The sequence below is a fragment of the Wansuia hejianensis genome, from assembly GCF_014337215.1.
Classification (GTDB): domain Bacteria; phylum Bacillota; class Clostridia; order Lachnospirales; family Lachnospiraceae; genus Scatomonas; species Scatomonas hejianensis.
This window is the reverse complement of sequence record NZ_CP060635.1, coordinates 2,048,427-2,064,660: the sequence shown is the minus strand read 5'-3', so window position 1 is coordinate 2,064,660 and position 16,234 is coordinate 2,048,427. Positions and strand designations below refer to the sequence as shown.

Sequence of the window (16,234 nt, the reverse complement as noted above, 5' to 3'; positions counted from 1 at the left end):
CATGGATCTGCTGAAGGGCGGAAGAAATGGAAGTGTTCCTCGATAGCTCAATGGTAGAGCATTCGGCTGTTAACCGAAGGGTTGTTGGTTCGAGCCCAACTCGGGGAGCTTTTTTAAGGCTCCGTGGTCAAGCGGTTAAGACATCGCCCTTTCACGGCGGTAACACGGGTTCGATTCCCGTCGGAGTCATCTATAAAATATATGGCGTCGTAGCCAAGTGGTAAGGCAATGGTCTGCAACACCAGTATCCACCGGTTCAAATCCGGTCGACGCCTCTTTAAAAGTACCGTAAATACGGTACTTTTTCTATTTCGTGTTGCATTTCGTGTTGCATAAATCATTGAAGTAACCATTAGCCAGATCATCCATTTCGGACGATTTATCTGACAGGGCGTGGCGGTATACGGTTTTTAATACACCATCACTGCTCCAACCACCACGCTGCATGATATAGGCGTCCGGTATTCCAATCGTGTGCTGTACGCTGGCTGAGTAATGCCGGAGATCGTGGAAACGAAAATGGGGAATGCCAGATAATTTCAGTATCCTATTGAATCTCGCGGTGATGGCGCCTGGAGTCAGATTGACTAACATGCCCCTTGTATCCTTCCATTTCTCAGCCACGAAAGACGGATAATTGATATAACGGTCACCGGCATAGCTTTTAGGGGATTTAATAATCCATTTTTTATCTTCCGTATAAACCATATTACGGCAGACGTGAACAATATTGCCGTTTATGTCATCGGAAGAAAGTGCGCAGATCTCTCCCCTGCGCATTGGCCCGAATGCCGCCAGCAACACTGGCAGTTCCATGTCAGTCCCTGATATGTACTGCATTAATTTTTTGATATCCTTATCGGATGGAATATACAGGTCAGCTCGCTTCCTTTTTGGAAGAGAAGTATTAAGCGCAAATTCTGGCCTGTATTGCTTCAACACGGCAGATATAAGACCGTGATTATTGCGTACAGTTTTAGGACTGTGTATCATGGCGTCATCATTGATTGCTGCCTGAATATGGTCCTGGGTAAGATCACATATACGAATATTCATAAGACTTTGCACGTCCTTCTTCCGGATCCGCTTATAATCCATAACGGTACGCGGGGAAAGCACAGAGGTGCGGTTTTCTATGTACTCATCCAGTGCCTCACCAAATGTCATCATGCAGCTTCCTGTAGGACGTCTCTTTTCAGCGGCATACTGCGTCGCGGCCAGTTCGGCGGCCTTCTTCCCGGCGCGCGACGGATCGTCACTGGTAAAGCTTTTATAGATGCGTTTCTTTCTTACTGATCCGTCCTCTTGCTTTACTTCTTCGTAATGGCTAAATACCTGACATCTCCATGATCCTGATGGCAGTTTTTTTGCAGTTGGCATGTTGATCATCCTCCTTTTTGAGTATAAAATTAACAGCCACCGGAACGTCTGTTCCGCTTGCGATGGCTGTCCGAAGATGATACAATATATGTGATCGTAATAGTGTATCTCTTCGGAGAGCGGCCGGTTCGGTGTTAGTAGCACTGAGCCGGTTTTGTTTACAAAGTAAAAGACACCCATACAAATACTTGCATGAGTGCCTTTCAACCATAATCAATATGGTTCTCTCTGTACAAGTATACTACTATATTTTGAAAAATATTACAACCCATTAAAATGATGTTTTTTACACAGTTTAGTTATATTTCTGTGAGCATTTTTTATTCGTATGGTACTTAGAAATATTTATAAAGATTATTTATCAAATTTATTATAGACTATTTCGTCTTTCGGAATTGCGAGCAAAGTATCTAAGTCTGATAGGTTTTTTATTCCCATTTGCCCCCTTATATTTTCAAAGGCATGTGGGTGAATTTTACTCTGTAAATCTGATAACATATTTTTTAAAGTTAAAATAAATTGCTTGTATTCGCTTCTAGGAAGAAAGTATTTAAAATACACGATTAAGTCGAAAATTTTTTGATTTAAGTCTCTAGTGTAGCCGCGGCTAAGCGATTGAAAATATTTTTCAAGGATTCTGCCCGAACGTTCATGCGTGTTCTTTTTGCGAGTAAGACAATAAATGCGTTCATTGTGTGCACAAGAATTTCTTATTTTTCTCATCCAATGAAGGCAGCCAATTAGAAGCTTGACATTTGGTTGCAGGTTTTTGTCTTCTAAGCCATACAAATTACATAGAGAATGAGACACATCTGTTTTACTTACATTTATAATGTCAATGAATGTAGAAAAATTAACAACTTTTATCATAATCCAAGTAGGAATTTGCGCATGATTGTCCATATAAAATTTAACGTAGTCAAGTCTACTTTGGCTTAATTCGTTGTAAGCCCTTGATATAACATCCATTTTTTCCTGTAGCGATCTATTTGGGGAGTAGGCATTTGTGTCATACCAAGAAATAGAGCCATTATCATTGCATTCATCGAATTTATATGCTGTAAGCGTTCTTGCTTCTTCCTCTACTTGTGTAATATAACGCAATAGAAATGAACGTAATTGATCATCAAATTTTTTTACATAATGTAATTGATCTATAGAGGTTCCAGCTATATAAAAATGGTTGCCCTGACTGTCCTGTCCACTAACAAATGGATTTTTATAGCCGTTGACAATATTAAAATATCCTGCACGCACCAGGATTTTTTTGTGGGAAGAGCCCTCGCAGATAATATGTTTATCATTTCTAAGTTTCCGCATCTGCTGGTTATATGTTAAAAAGAATTTATCGTTACTCATATAATTTATTCACCTCTATTTTGATTAGGAAAATATCATTAACTGCCCGGTTAAGCATATTATATTGTCAAGGTGGCCCGCCCCGCGGGGCTGGAGAGCCAACTAAATTTCTTTGTTTTCTGATGGTTCGTTTTTAGTATCTAACCGGTCAACGATATCCCCTATACCGCAGATTAGTATACCGAGAGCCGATGCGAAGGCTACGATTACAAAGCCTTTAGCAACAGGATATGTGTAATCCTCAGCTTCAGCGTCTTCCAAAGCGTAAGAGTGGGGATATTTTATAGAGTTTTCCAAATATTCAGATGATATTATGCGTTCTGAACGACAGTAACATATTGTTGCGATGATGGCAATTATGATTATCGCACCACCAATTGCCTTGTAAAGCTTACCACGTGTTTCAAACATTCCTTTTTCCTCCTTCATGGGTAGTTTTATTAAAACGCCATAGGCGAATTAATCATAAACCGCCATATAAATGTTCTTCTTCCGCTCGCGCGAAGAAATCTACTCCGTAGCGTTCAAGTTTCTTCATGTCCCTCTCAACCCGCGCCAGTTCTTTACGGATGCGCCTCTGCCTGCGTTTAATGGCCTGTATGCGCTTTTCAAATATATTCCGGCTCATCATAGCAGCAGGCGTGGACCTTTTCTCGGCCTTTGGAGCCGGCGGGTTGTTGTCTACGTGCGCAACGGCTTCTATCTGCTGAACATTCGATTTTTCGAAATCGTTTCCCAACACATGTTTATTGTAGGCGTGCAGGTATGACTCATAATTTGTATCGGTAGAGTAACGGGAATTGAGAAACAACGTATAATTCCCGTCAGGCAATTCCACAAGCTGTTCTTTCACTCCGATCTCCATGTTTAACAGCTGGATATTTACAATCTCGTTCATAGACCATCATCCTCTGGATGCTCTTTACGGTACAGCTCACGCATAAAGTTTACGTGGGCTTTAAATTTGTCCGGCTCCATATTCCGTTTCATGTCAAACAGTGATCGCATGTCTGGGTCTTCAAACATTTCCTGCGCCATTCGTGCGGTTTCTGGGTTAGTATAATAAACTTCTGATTCAGCTTCTTCCCCGGTCAACAAATACTCCACAGTAACTCCAAAATAGTCAGCAAGTTTTTGTAGACGCTCTGTGGTAGGGGTGCTGTTCTTCCATTTAGATATTGATCCGTTCGAAAACCCAAGTTCCTTTTCTAATTTCCCCTGAGAAATATTTTTGCTTTTTCGCAAAGTTTCAATGCGTTCATATAAAGTCATGATGCCTCTCCTTATTATACAGAAAACTTTCTGCAAAAACAGCTTGACAAATAGAAAGTATTCTGTATAATAAAGACATAGGCACAGAAAACTTTCTGTAAATCAAGTAATAATGAACATGTTCTATATATTGTGTGGTAGCTCTATATTAGAATATTTTCGGTAAAAAGTCAATACTTGCGTAGAATATTTTCTGTGCCGATTAATAGAAGGGAGGTTAAATATGCTTTACGATAACGTAAAAAGAGTATGCTCGGAAAAAGGCGTTTCGGTCGGATATGTGGAAAAGCAGTGTGAACTTTCAAACGGGAGCATATCAAAGTGGAATGAAAATGAACCTGGCATTCGCAAAGTGCAGAAAGTAGCTGATTTCCTTGGCGTTCCGATCGAGAAGCTGTTGGAAGAAGAGGAGGTGGGATGATTGTGGGAGCGGCGATTATTATCACAATACTTGTGATAGCGTTGATTTTTACTGCATCAAAATGGATAAAATGGAAGGTCGCAACATTGACGATGGTTTATTACATTGAAAAAAAACAGTACAAGCAACCGTTAGATGAAGAAATAAAAGAATGTACTGGTTTTGTAGTGCAGAATATGATTAAGGATTTTTCAAGAAAGCACTAACCATCGGAGTTAATACGCCGGATGCAATTTGCAAAATGACGCTTGTGGAAAAAGACCCGATGTTTTGACCTATTGACTTGATTTTTTTCCATACAGGTTGAGGACGTATAGATTCAATAAGCTGATAACCAGAATAGGTGATTCGCAAAACGAGCAATTCACAGATTTGATTACCTGCATCAAATCTTGACGCGTCAATAAATTCCGCATCGTCCAAAACAAGCACCATATTTGCAATTTCCTGAATTGGGTATGGAAGGTTTTTACTTAAATCTTGAACACTTATGAATTGAATTTCAAGATCTGGAGAAAGAGTTAAGTTTTCTTCTAGGTAAAGCAAAATATCTCTCATACAGTCCGGATTAAATTTCATAGAAGATGCTCCTTTCATAAATATTTCAGATGGAAGCCTGATAAAAAGAGTATACAGCAGCAGAAGAAAAAAGACAATAATCCGCATGAGACGGAACAGAAGAAGGAGGTTGAATAAGCACAGTGAGAAAATTTTTCAGAAAGAAAAAGCGAATAGATCTTGTGGTCTATATACCATATGAAGCCACAGAGCCAAAAAAATTCGAAAATCTACTCAAAAAACTGGACGACCTGACCAGGGAACGCCCACATACGAAAGTTACGATCATATGTGGGCATCCATGTTAAGATTCCATTTCAACTTCGATGCAGCCAACAATATCTTTGCCAATATTATAGTTGGCGGTTTCGGACAATAGTTGATAGGTGCAATTCATGGGAAACTGATGTGATGAGATGGCATCTCCTGAAACGGTGACCCAATCATCAACCAAGTCGAAATACTTAATACTATGGATAGAGCGGTATATTCGGAACATCTTCTTCGACTTGTCATAAACCGTAACAGTATACATAACAACACTCCTTTCGCTTTTTACTCGGCCTGGCGGGGCCTGTAAGTACAGTATAGGACGGGAAAAATGTAAAATCAATGAAAGGAGGCACACAAATGCCAAAAACAAATTTTTGCCGAGATCCGGCAAAAGAGCAGAATAATCTGATTCGTGAACGGATCGCTGGAAAGCTGGCTATATCTGGCTATGAAGGCCCAGAGCTGGCCCGCAGGTCAGGGATGGCGGTCAGCACCTATTATGACCGGATGAAGCATCCTGAAAAGTTCCGAATCGGAGAACTACGGGCGATCTATAGGACGCTAAATATTGCAGAAGACGATATGGCCAGAACAAAGATTATATGAGAGGAGGTGAGGATAATGCCTGAATGGACCGAATGGCCGGAAGCCGGAAACATCCACCTACGTCAGCGGCCACAGCCTACATACTGGCAGGGGCACAAGAGAACGCTGTTGAAGGTGCTGACAGCCATCACAGGAGTCGTCGGAATTGTATTACTGTTCCGGGTAGAACAAGACCCACGCTTGGGGCTGGCGGCAATCCCGTTACTGGTGGGTGCCATAATCGCCCAGAGCTGGGCAAAAGATTGACCCCGGCAGTTAGGCAGACCGCCGAGGTCGATACTGAAACTCGTTAAAATGGATTCTAATAGTTTCACGCTCATTATAAAGTAAAGATCAGAAAAAATCAATGGAGGATAAACAGAATGAGGATTGAATTTGAATCGTTGAAGGAAATGAAAGAGTTTTTAGCTGAGTTAAACGGGACAAAAGCCCACCCTGGCATAGACGCCGTACAGACGAAGGTTACCCCGGTAACGCCACTGATCCAGTCAGAATCATCAACCGTACAGCCGTCGGTGACACCCACGGTACAGCCGGCAGTTACCCAGCAAGTTGCGCCTCCTGTCCAGCAGGCTCCGGTACAACAGGCAGTGCCGACAACTACACCCACCTATACACTGGATGATCTGGCGCGTGCCGGCATGACGCTCATGGATGTTGGCCGTCAGGCAGATCTGCAGCAACTGTTAACGAGATTTGGTGTTCAGGCACTTCCGGCACTGCCGCCTGCGCAGTATGGTGCCTTTGCCACAGCACTCCGGGATCTGGGGGCACAGATATGAGCGGGAAAAAACATTCTTTATTAAGCGCGTCCGGTGCCCACCGGTGGCTGGCCTGCCCGCCCAGCGCGAAGCTGGAGTTGCAGTTTCCGGATACTACGTCCGAGGCGGCCAGTGAAGGAACGCTGGTGCATGATCTCGCGGAGCTGAAGCTGAAGCATCACTTTTTCACGAACGACCTGCCCAGGTCAAAGTTCACACGGGAGGTCAACAAACTGAAGAAAAAACCGCTGTGGCAGGATGAGATGATGCGTCACACGGATACATACCTGGACTATGTGAACACGGCCGCAATGGCCTTTGAGCACGATCCGAGCAAAGGGATTGAGAAGCGTGTCTATTTTGGGGCATACACCCTTGCGGATCAGGAGGATGAGAATGAGGGCTACGGAACAGCAGACTGCATCCTGATCGGCGGGGAGACGCTGCAGGTAATTGACTTTAAGTACGGCAAAGGTGTGCCGGTATCGGCGGAGGGAAATCCGCAGCTTGCCCTGTATGCCCTGGGCGCCTATGAGATGTATAAGATGCTGTATCCGATCGAGCGCGTTAAGTTATCTATCGTGCAGCCACGGTTATCGGATGGGGCATCTGAGTGGGATACGACCATTAGCGAGCTTCTGGCCTGGGGCGAGTACGTAAAGCGGCAGGCGGCGCTCGCACTGGAAGGTGAGGGCGAATATCATCCTGGAGAACAGCAGTGCCGGTTCTGCCGTGCCCGTGCCCAGTGCCGGGCGAGGGCGGAAGAGAATGTCCGTCTGGCGTTTCAAGTGGGCAAGAAGCCGCCTTTGATTACCACAGACGAGGCTGGACAGTACCTGCTGCAGGGAGAAGACGTGGCCAAATGGCTGAAGGATCTGCAGGAGTGGGCTCTATCGGAGTGTCTGGCCGGCCGCGAAGTGCCCGGGTGGAAGGCTGTGGAAGGCCGTGGGTCCAGGGAGTGGACTGACATGGAAACTGCCTTTGAGGTCCTGCAGCAAGCAGGAATCAACCGGGCCGTGCTCTACGAGGAGAAGCCGCTGACCCTTGCCCAGGTGGAGAAGGTGGTAGGGAAAAAAGATTTTGAAGATGCCGTGGGCGCTTACGTGGTAAAGAACCCAGGCAAGCCCACACTGGTTAAAGAATCGGACAAGCGGGAAGCAATCAAAAATAAAATAACCGCCGTAGAGGCGTTCAAGGAGGAAAAGGATCATGAATGAATTGACGAATGTAACAACAGGAGAAGTAAGAATGAGCTATGTACATCTGTTTAAGCCCTATGCAGCGATGCCGGGGCAGGAAGAGAAGTACAGCGTCACGGTGTTGGTGCCAAAGACGGACACCGACACTATGAACCGGATCAATGCGGCCATTGAGGCGGCAAAACAGAAGGGCGTTACTGAGAAATGGAACGGCCAGTGCCCGCCAATGATACCGACACCTATATATGACGGGGATGGCGTGCGTTCCTCGGATGGACTGCCATTTGGCCCTGAATGTAAGGGGCATTGGGTGTTCACGGCCGGCACGAAGGTGGATTATCCGCCGGAGGTGGTAGATGCGCAGTGCAATCCGATCATTAACCAGTCAGAAGTGTACAGCGGCATGTACGGACGTGTGAGCGTCAGCTTTTTCCCTTACGCGTTCGGCGGGAAAAAGGGGATCGGCTGTGGCCTTGGACCCGTGCAAAAAACCAGGGATGGAGAGCCTTTAAGCAGCGGCCATGTATCCGCCGCGCAGGCGTTTGGGATGCCTCAGGCGCAGCAGCCGGCCCCTATGCAGAACGGTTACGCGCAGCCCCAGTACGCCCAGCCAGGATCTATGAATACCAATATCACGCAGGGCGCGGCAGCTGGGGGAATCAACCCGATTACCGGATTACCATATTAACAAGAGGGGAGGCAACATCTCCTTTCCTTTTAACAGGAGGATTTCATGCACCATCTGAGTGTTGACATAGAGACGAAATCAAGCGTAGACATCGGGAAAGCCGGGGCTTACAAATATGCACAGGCGCCGGACTTCCAGATCCTTCTGTTCGCTTTCCAGCTGGATGATTCACTAGTAGAAGTCATTGACCTTGCGCAAGAGGAGGAACTACCGGCGGATGTCTTAGACAGCCTGTCTGATCCGGCGGTGGTCAAGCACGCCTATAACGCTGCGTTTGAATGGTACTGCCTAAACCGGGCGGGATACATAACACCACTGGAACAGTGGCGCTGTACCATGGCGCACGGCCTGTACTGCGGATATACCGCCGGGCTGGACGCTACAGGCAAGGCGGTCGGCCTGCCACAGGATAAGCAGAAGCTGTCTGCCGGTAAGGCCCTGATCCGGTATTTCTGTGTGCCCTGTAAGCCGACGAAGAGCAATGGCGGCCGCACCTGGAACCTGCCTAAACATGCACCTGAAAAATGGGAACTATTTAAGGAGTATTGTAAGCAGGACGTGGTGACGGAGCATGAGATCTTACGCCGGCTGGATCAGTTCCCTATGCCGGAGGCCGAAGAGGAACTCTGGCGCATGGACGTCCGAATGAACGCTTATGGCGTCCGGGTAGATACAGAACTGATCCATGGCGCCTTGGCCATTGATGCAACCAGTACGGCAGAGCTGACAGAGGAAGCAATCCGGCTGACAGGTCTGCAGAACCCGAACAGCCAGCAGCAGCTATTGCAGTGGCTGAATGAACAGGGGACAGAGGTGGACAACCTGCGGAAGGACACAGTGTCCTCTTTGCTGGACGGGCAGCCCCAGGATACGGTGAAACGTGTCCTGGAGATCCGGCAGCAGCTGGGCAAGACATCCATTAAGAAATACGTGGCCATGGATGTCCAGAGAGGGGAAGGCGACCGTATCCGGGGATTGACGCAATATTACGGCGCGAACCGGACAGGGCGGTGGGCCGGTCGACTGACACAGATGCAGAACTTGCCGAGAAACTATCTGAAAACTTTAGACGGCGCCCGAAAGATCGTAAAATCCGGGAATTATAAGGGGCTGAAGATGATCTACGGGAATGTTCCGGATACGCTGTCCCAGCTGATCCGGACGGCGTTCATCCCGTCAGAAGGCCGTAAATTCGTGGTGGCAGACTTTTCAGCCATTGAGGCCCGGGTGATCGCCTGGCTGGCGGGGGAGCAGTGGGTGAATGAAGTGTTTGCTACCCATGGAAAGATCTACGAAGCCACGGCGTCCCAGATGTTCCACGTCCCGATTGAAAAGATCGCAAAAGGGAATCCGGAGTATGCTCTGCGGCAGAAGGGAAAGGTGGCCACACTGGCTCTCGGATATCAGGGAGGAGAAGCCGCACTGATCCGGATGGGCGCCCTTGACATGGGACTTTCAGAGGACGAGCTGCCGGATATTAAAAACCGGTGGCGGCAGGCGAATCCACGGATTGTGGATCTGTGGTATGCAATGGATCAGGCAGCAGTCGCGGCAGTACAGACAGCGCAGCCACAGGGAATTAATAACCTGATTTTTGCCCTGGAAGGGGATATCATCTACGGGCAGTGCTTCCTGACTGTCCGGCTGCCGTCTGGGAGAAAACTCTTCTACGCGAAGCCCTTTCTCGCAGAAAACAAGTTTGGACGGCCTGCCGTGCATTATTATACGATGGGCCAGCAGACCCGGAAATGGGGAATCGACTCCACGTATGGCGGCAGGTTGGTAGAGAACATTGTCCAGGCTATTGCCAGGGACTGTCTGGCGGAGACATTGCGCCGGATTGATGCGAAAGGATTGCAGGTAGTATTTCATGTCCACGATGAGGTGATCATTGACGCGCCGATGGAGACAACAGTGGACGAGATCTGCGGCCTGATGGCAGAGCCGATCCCCTGGGCGCCGGGGCTCATCCTACAGGGCGCCGGATTTGAAAGCAGTTATTACATGAAAGATTAGAAGGGGGAGCGGCATGCAGTACAATAGAAAACTTCAGATCAGCACGGCCGGCAGCCGGAAAGCCACGCATTGGCCGAAAAGCTCTATCCTTTGGTCTGAATTTATAGATCGGCTGAAAACTCCTGTTCGTAGCAGTGAAACCTATGAGCAGTATCTCGCCATGGGCAAGGCACAACAGGCGGAACTGAAGGATGTGGGCGGATTTGTAGGCGGGACATTCAAAAATGACCGCCGGAAACCCGAATACGCCGAGGGCCGGGATCTGCTGACCCTTGACCTGGACAGTATACCCGCAGGACAGACAGATGATATCCTGCGGCGTGTATCCGGGCTGGGGTGCGCTGCAGTAGTATACAGCACGCGGAAGCATGCCGGGTATGCGCCCCGGCTCCGGGTGATCGTGCCTTTGGATCGGACGGCCACGGCGGACGAATATGAGCCGGCAGCGCGGAAACTGGCGGCGCTGATCGGCATCGAGTTTTGCGATCCCACTACTTTTGAGGTGAACCGGTTGATGTACTGGCCCAGTTGCTGCAGTGACGGTGAGTACGTCTACCAGGTGTTTGACCGCCCGCTCTGTAACCTGGACGGTCTGCTGGGCATGTACGGCGACTGGACAGATGTTATCCAGTGGCCGCAGGTGCCGGGCAATGAAGCGATTGAACGCCGGCGGCTGGCCAAACAGGAGGACCCCACGGCCAAACGGGGGGTGATCGGCGCGTTCTGCCGGACGTACACGATCACCCAGGCCATGGATACATTCATCCCGGGGCTGTATGAGGCGACCGATGCGCCAGGGCGTTACACTTATACCGGCGGATCCACGACCGGCGGGGCGATCGTGTACGACGGCGATCTGTTCCTTTACAGCCACCACGCGACAGATCCCTGTTCCGGGCAGCTGGTTAACGCGTTTGACCTGATCCGGCTGCATAAATACGGGGACCAGGACGCCGAAGCAAAGGAGGGAACACCGAATAACAAACTGCCGTCATTCATGGCCATGAGCCGGCTGGCCATGAATGACAAGGCGGTATCGGATCTTATATCTACAGAGCGCTTTGAACAGGCGCAGGAGGCGTTTGCGGCGCCTGTGGAGGCTAGTGAATATGACCTAAGCTGGCTTTCACGCCTTACAAAGGACGGAAACGGGAAGTATGAAAAGACGATCAATAACGCGGTGATTGTCCTGGAGAATGATCCCCTGCTGAAAGAAAGGATCGTAACGGACGAATTTTCCAGTTGCGGTATGGTGTTGGGGAAGGTGCCATGGAACGCCGAAGATGTAAAACGGCGCTGGAAGGACGCGGACGACGCCGGGATTTACCGGTACATGGAAACCTTCTACGGGATTACTGGACGGGAGAAGCTGGACAACGCCCTTCTTCTGGTCAGCAGCCAAAACCGGATCAATGACGTGCGGGATTACCTGCAGGGCCTGCAATGGGACGGCGTGAAACGGGTGGATACGTTGTTGCCGGATTACCTGGGCGCGGAGGATACCCCCTATACGCGGGCGGTTATGCGGAAATCCCTGTGCGCAGCTGTGGCCCGGGCTATCTTAGGCGGTGTGAAATTTGACTACATGCCGATCTTTTCCGGTCCGCAGGGCATCGGGAAGAGCACCTTCCTTGCAATTCTTGGCCGGGACTGGTTCTCGGACTCCCTGACAACATTTGAGGGAAAGGAGGCCGCGGAGCTGATCCAGGGCACCTGGATTAACGAGGTGGGCGAGTTGTCGGCATTCACGAAGCAGGAGACGCAGGTCATTAAGCAGTTTTTAAGCAAAACACACGACATATATCGGGCGGCTTATGGGCGCCGGACGGACAAATACCCCAGGCGGTGTGTGTTCTTTGGTACCAGCAACGACAGTGAATATCTAAAAGACGCCACGGGAAACCGGCGATTTTGGCCGGTAGACGTGGGGCAGCAGCCTGCGAGGAAATCCGTGTGGGAGGATCTCCCAAAGGAAGTGGATCAAGTTTGGGCGGAAGCATATGCCTACTGGCAGCTGGGAGAACCGTTGTTCCTGTCGAAAGAAATTGAACAGATGGCGGAGGCGGCACAGAACAGTCACAAGGAATCCTCCGGAAAGGAGGGGCTGATCCGGGATTACCTGGACCGGCAGATCCCTGACAACTGGGACGATCTGAAGCTAAACGATCGGAGAATGTTCCTGAATGGGAACATGAAGCTGCCGGAAGGCCGGCGGCTCATCGGACGGGACCGGGTGTGCGCTATGGAGATATGGGCCGAGTGCTTCGGCGGTGATCCGAGATATATGCAACGCCGGGACAGTATGGAAATCAATAACATACTTTTGGGACTCAAAGACTGGGAGAAGGAAAAAACCTCGGGGAGGCATGGAATTTATGGAACACAAAGAGGGTTTAGAAGGGCAGAATGGGCGCAACAAACCCCGTCTACAACCGAGAAAAAGATTGTTGCAATGTAGACAGCGCAAAAACAAAGTCTACAGAATGTTACATGCTTTGTTGACGGCGCAAAGCCGCATAGAATCAATAAAAATTAGTATTTATCTACAATGTCTACAAACTATCTATATAAATAAAAAAAATAGGTAATAAAATAGCGCCTAATATTACCTAACGCGCCTAATGAATATACGTCATATACGCGTGCGTGAGAAAGTTGTAGACGTGGGAGGAAAATAGATTGCTGGAAAAAGAGATTGAGAGAGTTTTAGTGGAGCAGGTAAAAAGGCTGGGCGGCCGGGCGTATAAGTGGGTAAGCCCAGGGAATGACGGGGTGCCAGACCGGATAGTGATCCTGCCGGGAGAGCGACCCTGCTTTGTGGAATTGAAAACCGAAACAGGGAAACTCAGCCGGCTGCAGGAACTACAAATCGGCCGATTGAGAAAACTGGGTCAGGACGTCCGGGTGTTGCATGGAATCCAGGAAGTGGACGCCTTTCTGGAAGAATGCGAAAGGAAAATGGGCTATGGAATTTAAACCGCACGATTACCAGCGACACTGCATTGATAAAATCATAGAGATTCCGAAGCTGGGACTATTTCTGGATATGGGTTTAGGCAAGACGGTCACTACCCTGACCGCCGTCCGGGAGCTTAAGTATAACCGGTTCGCTGTTCGGAAGGTCTTGGTGATCGCGCCAAAAAAAGTAGCGGAAGGGACCTGGACGAAGGAGAAGGATAAATGGGATCACACGAAAATCCTTCGGGTGTCCCCGGTACTGGGCAGCCAGGCAAAACGGATCCGGGCGCTGAATACGCCGGCGGACATCTATATCATCAACCGGGAGAATGTCTGCTGGCTGGTAGATTACTACCGGAACGCCTGGCCATTCGATATGGTGGTGGTGGATGAGTCCAGCAGTTTTAAGAGCCACAAGGCCAAACGGTTTAAAGCCCTGGCGGCGGTAATGCCCAAAATAGACCGGCTGGTGGAGCTGACTGGGACGCCGTCTCCGAACGGGCTGGACGATTTGTGGGCACAGGTGTTTCTTCTGGACGGCGGGGAACGCCTGGGGAGACGGTATACGCAGTTCCGGGAACGGTATTTTGATCCGGGGCGCCGCGGATCGGACGGCATGGTGTATAACTACAAGGCGAAGCCTGGGAGCGAAGAAAGCATCCTGGACCGAATCGCGGATATCTGCATCAGCATGAAAGCCGAGGATTATCTGCAGCTGCCGGATCTCACTTACCACCAGATCCCTGTGGTATTAGATCCCAAAGCGGAGAAAGCCTATCACGACCTGGAGCGCCAGATGGTTCTGGAGCTGCCGGAGGATGAAGAAGAGATTAGTGTGACCAGTGCGGCGGCGTTGAGCAACAAGCTTTTGCAGTTGGCTAATGGGGCATTGTACGACGATGACCACGGCGTCCACGAGGTACATACCTGCAAGATCGAGGCGTTCTTGGAACTGATCGAGTCCCTGCAGGGGAAGCCGGCGTTGGTGTTCTATAGTTTTCAGCATGATGAAGCCCGGATTCTGGATGTGTTGAAAAAATCAGGGCTGAGAGTCCGGGAGTTGAAAACAGTCCGGGATGAGGACGACTGGAACGCCGGAAAGGTGGATGTCCTTCTTGCCCATCCGGCCAGTGCGGCCTATGGGCTGAACCTGCAGCAGGGAGGCAATCACGTGATCTGGTTTGGCCTTACCTGGAATTATGAGTTGTACACGCAGGCGAACAAGCGCCTGCATAGACAGGGGCAGACTGAAAAAGTGATCATCCACCATCTCGTCTGCGCAGGAACCCGGGATGAGGACGTGATGCAGGCTTTGGAGAAAAAAAGCGATGTACAAAACTGGGTCATGCAGTCCTTAAAAGCCCGGATCAAAGCAATCAAGGAGGGAAAATAGCATGGATATAGCAAAAATGATAAGGGCTGTGGGCGAGCCTACAGGACAAGCAGATGTACATAAACGGATGATCTGTAAGGTCAGATGCCAGGGCTGCGGCGGGGTCATTACTTCTGCCGACGAATTAGGCAGTGTCGAGTATGTGAGGACAAAACGCGGATCACAATTGTTCTTTCACCGTGGCTGTGTCAATGATGTATGGAGACACGGGATTGTATGACGATGTTAATTCCGCCCAATAACAATAAAAATTATTTAGAAAGGGGAAACCCTCAACCTTTAGATTCCGCAGATTCAGGCTGCCGGGGGCGGCGGCAGCGGAAAGGAGGGAAATGATGGCGATTTTAAATTATACAACCACAATAGATGCTTTCAAAACAGTGTCAGAAATAGAGTATATTTTAATGATGCATGAAGCAAAGTCAATCTTAAAACAGTACGAAAATAAATCCATAATCGGTATTTCTTTCTTGATTGATAATGGGGTACAGCAAATACCGATAAGTTTACCTGCGAGGATTGATGCCTGTCTCAATGTATTACGAAAAGAGAAACGTGAAAATCCACGTAAACAGATTAAAGATACGCGAGAACAGGCGGAGCGAGTAGCCTGGAGAATACTTAAAGACTGGGTAGAAGCCCAGATGGCGCTTATTGACATAGAAATGGCCAGATTTGAAGAAGTATTTCTGCCGTATATTCAGACCAATAATGGGCAGACGGTCTATGCACGGCTGGAAGAAAAACAGTTTTTACTGGGTGGGGAGGTGGGCTATGATTGATGAATCCCGAATAACCGATATGGCGCGGGAGTATCAGATGAATCCGTCGCTGGCCCGGAAGCTGCTGGAGCAGGCCAGAGACGTACCGGCGCTTCGGATCGGGAGGAGATACAGGGATATGACAGGAGGTGATGCCGGTGGACGTGAAAAAAGAGAACGAAGCGAAGAAGGAGTATCTGATGCGGTACCGGGATGCGGTCAGATCGGAGAAGCAGATCGAAGAAGAGATTACTCGGCTCCGACTTGATACCATGATGCCGGCGGTCGTTAATGATGGGATGCCCCACGGGTCCGGCATCGGGGATCTGTCCGGATATGCGGCTGCAATGGACAGGCTAATGAATGATCTGAAAGAGCAGTTAGAGAAGCGTATTACGATTAGGCGGGAGATCACGCAGAAGATTGAGAAAATGCCCAATGAGACCGAGAAGATGGTCCTGCGGTATCGGTACATACACCTACTGAAATGGGAGGAGATTGCTGTGAAGATGTGCTACAGCTGGAAGGGTATTCATAAAGTGCATGGCAGAGCTCTTCAGCATTTCAAAATGTAAAAGAGTACATGGAA

21 protein-coding genes and 3 tRNA genes are annotated in these 16,234 nt (G+C 48.9%); 18 read left to right on the top strand and 6 right to left on the bottom strand.

The genetic code is table 11. The features are described from left to right. Positions 1 to 36 precede the first annotated feature (36 nt). The 3 genes from H9Q79_RS09550 (at position 37) to H9Q79_RS09540 (ending at position 275) form a co-directional block, all read left to right on the top strand. Positions 37 to 108, top strand: a tRNA-Asn gene (locus H9Q79_RS09550). Positions 109 to 117: 9 nt separating this feature from the next. After that, positions 118 to 189 (top strand) — tRNA-Glu (locus H9Q79_RS09545). A 14-nt stretch (positions 190 to 203) separates the two neighbouring features. Next, positions 204 to 275, top strand: a tRNA-Cys gene (locus H9Q79_RS09540). Positions 276 to 306: 31 nt separating this feature from the next. Here the strand turns inward: H9Q79_RS09540 and H9Q79_RS09535 are convergent. The 5 genes from H9Q79_RS09535 to H9Q79_RS09515 form a co-directional block, all read right to left on the bottom strand. Beyond that, positions 307 to 1,380 carry a site-specific integrase gene (locus H9Q79_RS09535; RefSeq protein ID WP_249328177.1) on the bottom strand — a complete coding sequence of 358 codons (1,074 nt, stop codon included), beginning with the start codon at positions 1,378 to 1,380 and terminating at the stop codon, positions 307 to 309. A 354-nt stretch (positions 1,381 to 1,734) separates the two neighbouring features. Continuing rightward, the gene (locus tag H9Q79_RS09530) at positions 1,735 to 2,739 is read right to left on the bottom strand and encodes an Abi family protein (RefSeq protein WP_118643277.1); all 1,005 of its coding nucleotides are present in this window, start codon (positions 2,737 to 2,739) and stop codon (positions 1,735 to 1,737) included. Between the two features lie 102 nt (positions 2,740 to 2,841). Next, the gene (locus tag H9Q79_RS09525) at positions 2,842 to 3,150 is read right to left on the bottom strand and encodes a hypothetical protein (RefSeq protein WP_118643279.1); all 309 of its coding nucleotides are present in this window, start codon (positions 3,148 to 3,150) and stop codon (positions 2,842 to 2,844) included. 52 nt (positions 3,151 to 3,202) lie between these two features. After that, positions 3,203 to 3,637, bottom strand: a complete 435-nt coding sequence (locus H9Q79_RS09520) for a hypothetical protein (RefSeq protein ID WP_118643281.1) — start codon at positions 3,635 to 3,637, stop codon at positions 3,203 to 3,205. Continuing rightward, positions 3,634 to 4,011: a helix-turn-helix domain-containing protein gene (locus H9Q79_RS09515; RefSeq protein ID WP_118643283.1), complete on the bottom strand. Its 378-nt coding sequence runs from the start codon at positions 4,009 to 4,011 to the stop codon at positions 3,634 to 3,636. Before H9Q79_RS09515 ends, H9Q79_RS09520 begins: the two co-directional genes overlap by 4 nt. A 223-nt stretch (positions 4,012 to 4,234) precedes the next feature. Between H9Q79_RS09515 and H9Q79_RS09510 the strand changes: the two genes are divergently transcribed. Together H9Q79_RS09510 and H9Q79_RS09505 are read left to right on the top strand one after the other, a co-directional pair. Next, the gene (locus H9Q79_RS09510) at positions 4,235 to 4,432 is read left to right on the top strand and encodes a helix-turn-helix domain-containing protein (RefSeq protein WP_118643285.1); all 198 of its coding nucleotides are present in this window, start codon (positions 4,235 to 4,237) and stop codon (positions 4,430 to 4,432) included. A 2-nt stretch (positions 4,433 to 4,434) separates the two neighbouring features. Continuing rightward, the gene (locus tag H9Q79_RS09505) at positions 4,435 to 4,638 is read left to right on the top strand and encodes a hypothetical protein (RefSeq protein ID WP_249328176.1); all 204 of its coding nucleotides are present in this window, start codon (positions 4,435 to 4,437) and stop codon (positions 4,636 to 4,638) included. On the opposite strand, the gene H9Q79_RS09500 is transcribed toward H9Q79_RS09505, so the two are convergent. Next, positions 4,613 to 5,011 (bottom strand): DUF2513 domain-containing protein, encoded by a 399-nt coding sequence (locus H9Q79_RS09500; RefSeq protein WP_249328175.1) that lies wholly within the window; start codon positions 5,009 to 5,011, stop codon positions 4,613 to 4,615. The two genes, H9Q79_RS09505 and H9Q79_RS09500, sit on opposite strands and share 26 nt — an antisense overlap. 609 nt (positions 5,012 to 5,620) lie before the next feature. Between H9Q79_RS09500 and H9Q79_RS09495 the strand changes: the two genes are divergently transcribed. The 13 genes from H9Q79_RS09495 (at position 5,621) to H9Q79_RS09435 (ending at position 16,220) form a co-directional block, all read left to right on the top strand. Continuing rightward, positions 5,621 to 5,869 (top strand): hypothetical protein, encoded by a 249-nt coding sequence (locus H9Q79_RS09495; RefSeq protein WP_118643291.1) that lies wholly within the window; start codon positions 5,621 to 5,623, stop codon positions 5,867 to 5,869. 15 nt (positions 5,870 to 5,884) lie between these two features. Further along, a complete protein-coding gene (locus tag H9Q79_RS09490) occupies positions 5,885 to 6,115 on the top strand; it encodes a hypothetical protein (protein ID WP_118643293.1) in 231 nt (76 codons plus the stop codon). Between the two features lie 116 nt (positions 6,116 to 6,231). Then, entirely contained in the window at positions 6,232 to 6,651 is a 420-nt protein-coding gene (locus H9Q79_RS09485) for a hypothetical protein (RefSeq protein ID WP_118643295.1), read from the top strand. Beyond that, a complete protein-coding gene (locus H9Q79_RS09480) occupies positions 6,648 to 7,847 on the top strand; it encodes a DUF2800 domain-containing protein (protein WP_118643297.1) in 1,200 nt (399 codons plus the stop codon). The genes H9Q79_RS09485 and H9Q79_RS09480 overlap by 4 nt, the downstream gene beginning before the upstream one ends. Continuing rightward, on the top strand, positions 7,840 to 8,517 hold the full coding sequence (locus tag H9Q79_RS09475) for a DUF2815 family protein (protein WP_118643299.1): 678 nt from the start codon (positions 7,840 to 7,842) through the stop codon (positions 8,515 to 8,517). Before H9Q79_RS09480 ends, H9Q79_RS09475 begins: the two co-directional genes overlap by 8 nt. Positions 8,518 to 8,562: 45 nt before the next feature. Further along, entirely contained in the window at positions 8,563 to 10,533 is a 1,971-nt protein-coding gene (locus H9Q79_RS09470; RefSeq protein ID WP_118643301.1) for a DNA polymerase, read from the top strand. 13 nt (positions 10,534 to 10,546) lie between these two features. Continuing rightward, on the top strand, positions 10,547 to 12,991 hold the full coding sequence (locus H9Q79_RS09465) for a virulence-associated E family protein (protein WP_249328174.1): 2,445 nt from the start codon (positions 10,547 to 10,549) through the stop codon (positions 12,989 to 12,991). A gap of 221 nt (positions 12,992 to 13,212) precedes the next feature. Then, the gene (locus H9Q79_RS09460) at positions 13,213 to 13,509 is read left to right on the top strand and encodes a VRR-NUC domain-containing protein (protein WP_118643305.1); all 297 of its coding nucleotides are present in this window, start codon (positions 13,213 to 13,215) and stop codon (positions 13,507 to 13,509) included. Then, positions 13,499 to 14,884 (top strand): SNF2-related protein, encoded by a 1,386-nt coding sequence (locus tag H9Q79_RS09455; protein ID WP_249328173.1) that lies wholly within the window; start codon positions 13,499 to 13,501, stop codon positions 14,882 to 14,884. Before H9Q79_RS09460 ends, H9Q79_RS09455 begins: the two co-directional genes overlap by 11 nt. A 1-nt stretch (position 14,885) precedes the next feature. Beyond that, entirely contained in the window at positions 14,886 to 15,104 is a 219-nt protein-coding gene (locus tag H9Q79_RS09450; RefSeq protein ID WP_118643307.1) for a hypothetical protein, read from the top strand. Between the two features lie 112 nt (positions 15,105 to 15,216). Next, complete coding sequence (locus H9Q79_RS09445; protein WP_249328172.1) at positions 15,217 to 15,666, top strand: hypothetical protein; 450 nt, start codon at positions 15,217 to 15,219, stop codon at positions 15,664 to 15,666. After that, positions 15,659 to 15,913, top strand: a complete 255-nt coding sequence (locus tag H9Q79_RS09440) for a hypothetical protein (protein ID WP_249328171.1) — start codon at positions 15,659 to 15,661, stop codon at positions 15,911 to 15,913. Before H9Q79_RS09445 ends, H9Q79_RS09440 begins: the two co-directional genes overlap by 8 nt. Further along, a complete protein-coding gene (locus H9Q79_RS09435; protein ID WP_249328170.1) occupies positions 15,804 to 16,220 on the top strand; it encodes a hypothetical protein in 417 nt (138 codons plus the stop codon). Before H9Q79_RS09440 ends, H9Q79_RS09435 begins: the two co-directional genes overlap by 110 nt. Positions 16,221 to 16,234: the final 14 nt, after the last annotated feature.

Bases quoted from the DNA above. Each gene is read 5' to 3' on its own strand.
- H9Q79_RS09510 (WP_118643285.1), top strand. From the start codon at position 4,235: ATGCTTTACGATAACGTAAAAAGAGTATGCTCGGAAAAAGGCGTTTCG.
- H9Q79_RS09525 (WP_118643279.1), bottom strand. From the start codon at position 3,150: ATGTTTGAAACACGTGGTAAGCTTTACAAGGCAATTGGTGGTGCGATA.
- H9Q79_RS09515 (WP_118643283.1), bottom strand. From the start codon at position 4,011: ATGACTTTATATGAACGCATTGAAACTTTGCGAAAAAGCAAAAATATT.
- H9Q79_RS09450 (WP_118643307.1), top strand. From the start codon at position 14,886: ATGGATATAGCAAAAATGATAAGGGCTGTGGGCGAGCCTACAGGACAA.
- H9Q79_RS09445 (WP_249328172.1), top strand. From the start codon at position 15,217: ATGATGGCGATTTTAAATTATACAACCACAATAGATGCTTTCAAAACA.
- H9Q79_RS09490 (WP_118643293.1), top strand. From the start codon at position 5,885: ATGCCTGAATGGACCGAATGGCCGGAAGCCGGAAACATCCACCTACGT.
- H9Q79_RS09480 (WP_118643297.1), top strand. From the start codon at position 6,648: ATGAGCGGGAAAAAACATTCTTTATTAAGCGCGTCCGGTGCCCACCGG.
- H9Q79_RS09440 (WP_249328171.1), top strand. From the start codon at position 15,659: ATGATTGATGAATCCCGAATAACCGATATGGCGCGGGAGTATCAGATG.
- H9Q79_RS09470 (WP_118643301.1), top strand. From the start codon at position 8,563: ATGCACCATCTGAGTGTTGACATAGAGACGAAATCAAGCGTAGACATC.
- H9Q79_RS09485 (WP_118643295.1), top strand. From the start codon at position 6,232: ATGAGGATTGAATTTGAATCGTTGAAGGAAATGAAAGAGTTTTTAGCT.
- H9Q79_RS09530 (WP_118643277.1), bottom strand. From the start codon at position 2,739: ATGAGTAACGATAAATTCTTTTTAACATATAACCAGCAGATGCGGAAA.
- H9Q79_RS09495 (WP_118643291.1), top strand. From the start codon at position 5,621: ATGCCAAAAACAAATTTTTGCCGAGATCCGGCAAAAGAGCAGAATAAT.
- H9Q79_RS09500 (WP_249328175.1), bottom strand. From the start codon at position 5,011: ATGAAATTTAATCCGGACTGTATGAGAGATATTTTGCTTTACCTAGAA.
- H9Q79_RS09520 (WP_118643281.1), bottom strand. From the start codon at position 3,637: ATGAACGAGATTGTAAATATCCAGCTGTTAAACATGGAGATCGGAGTG.
- H9Q79_RS09455 (WP_249328173.1), top strand. From the start codon at position 13,499: ATGGAATTTAAACCGCACGATTACCAGCGACACTGCATTGATAAAATC.
- H9Q79_RS09475 (WP_118643299.1), top strand. From the start codon at position 7,840: ATGAATGAATTGACGAATGTAACAACAGGAGAAGTAAGAATGAGCTAT.
- H9Q79_RS09465 (WP_249328174.1), top strand. From the start codon at position 10,547: ATGCAGTACAATAGAAAACTTCAGATCAGCACGGCCGGCAGCCGGAAA.
- H9Q79_RS09535 (WP_249328177.1), bottom strand. From the start codon at position 1,380: ATGCCAACTGCAAAAAAACTGCCATCAGGATCATGGAGATGTCAGGTA.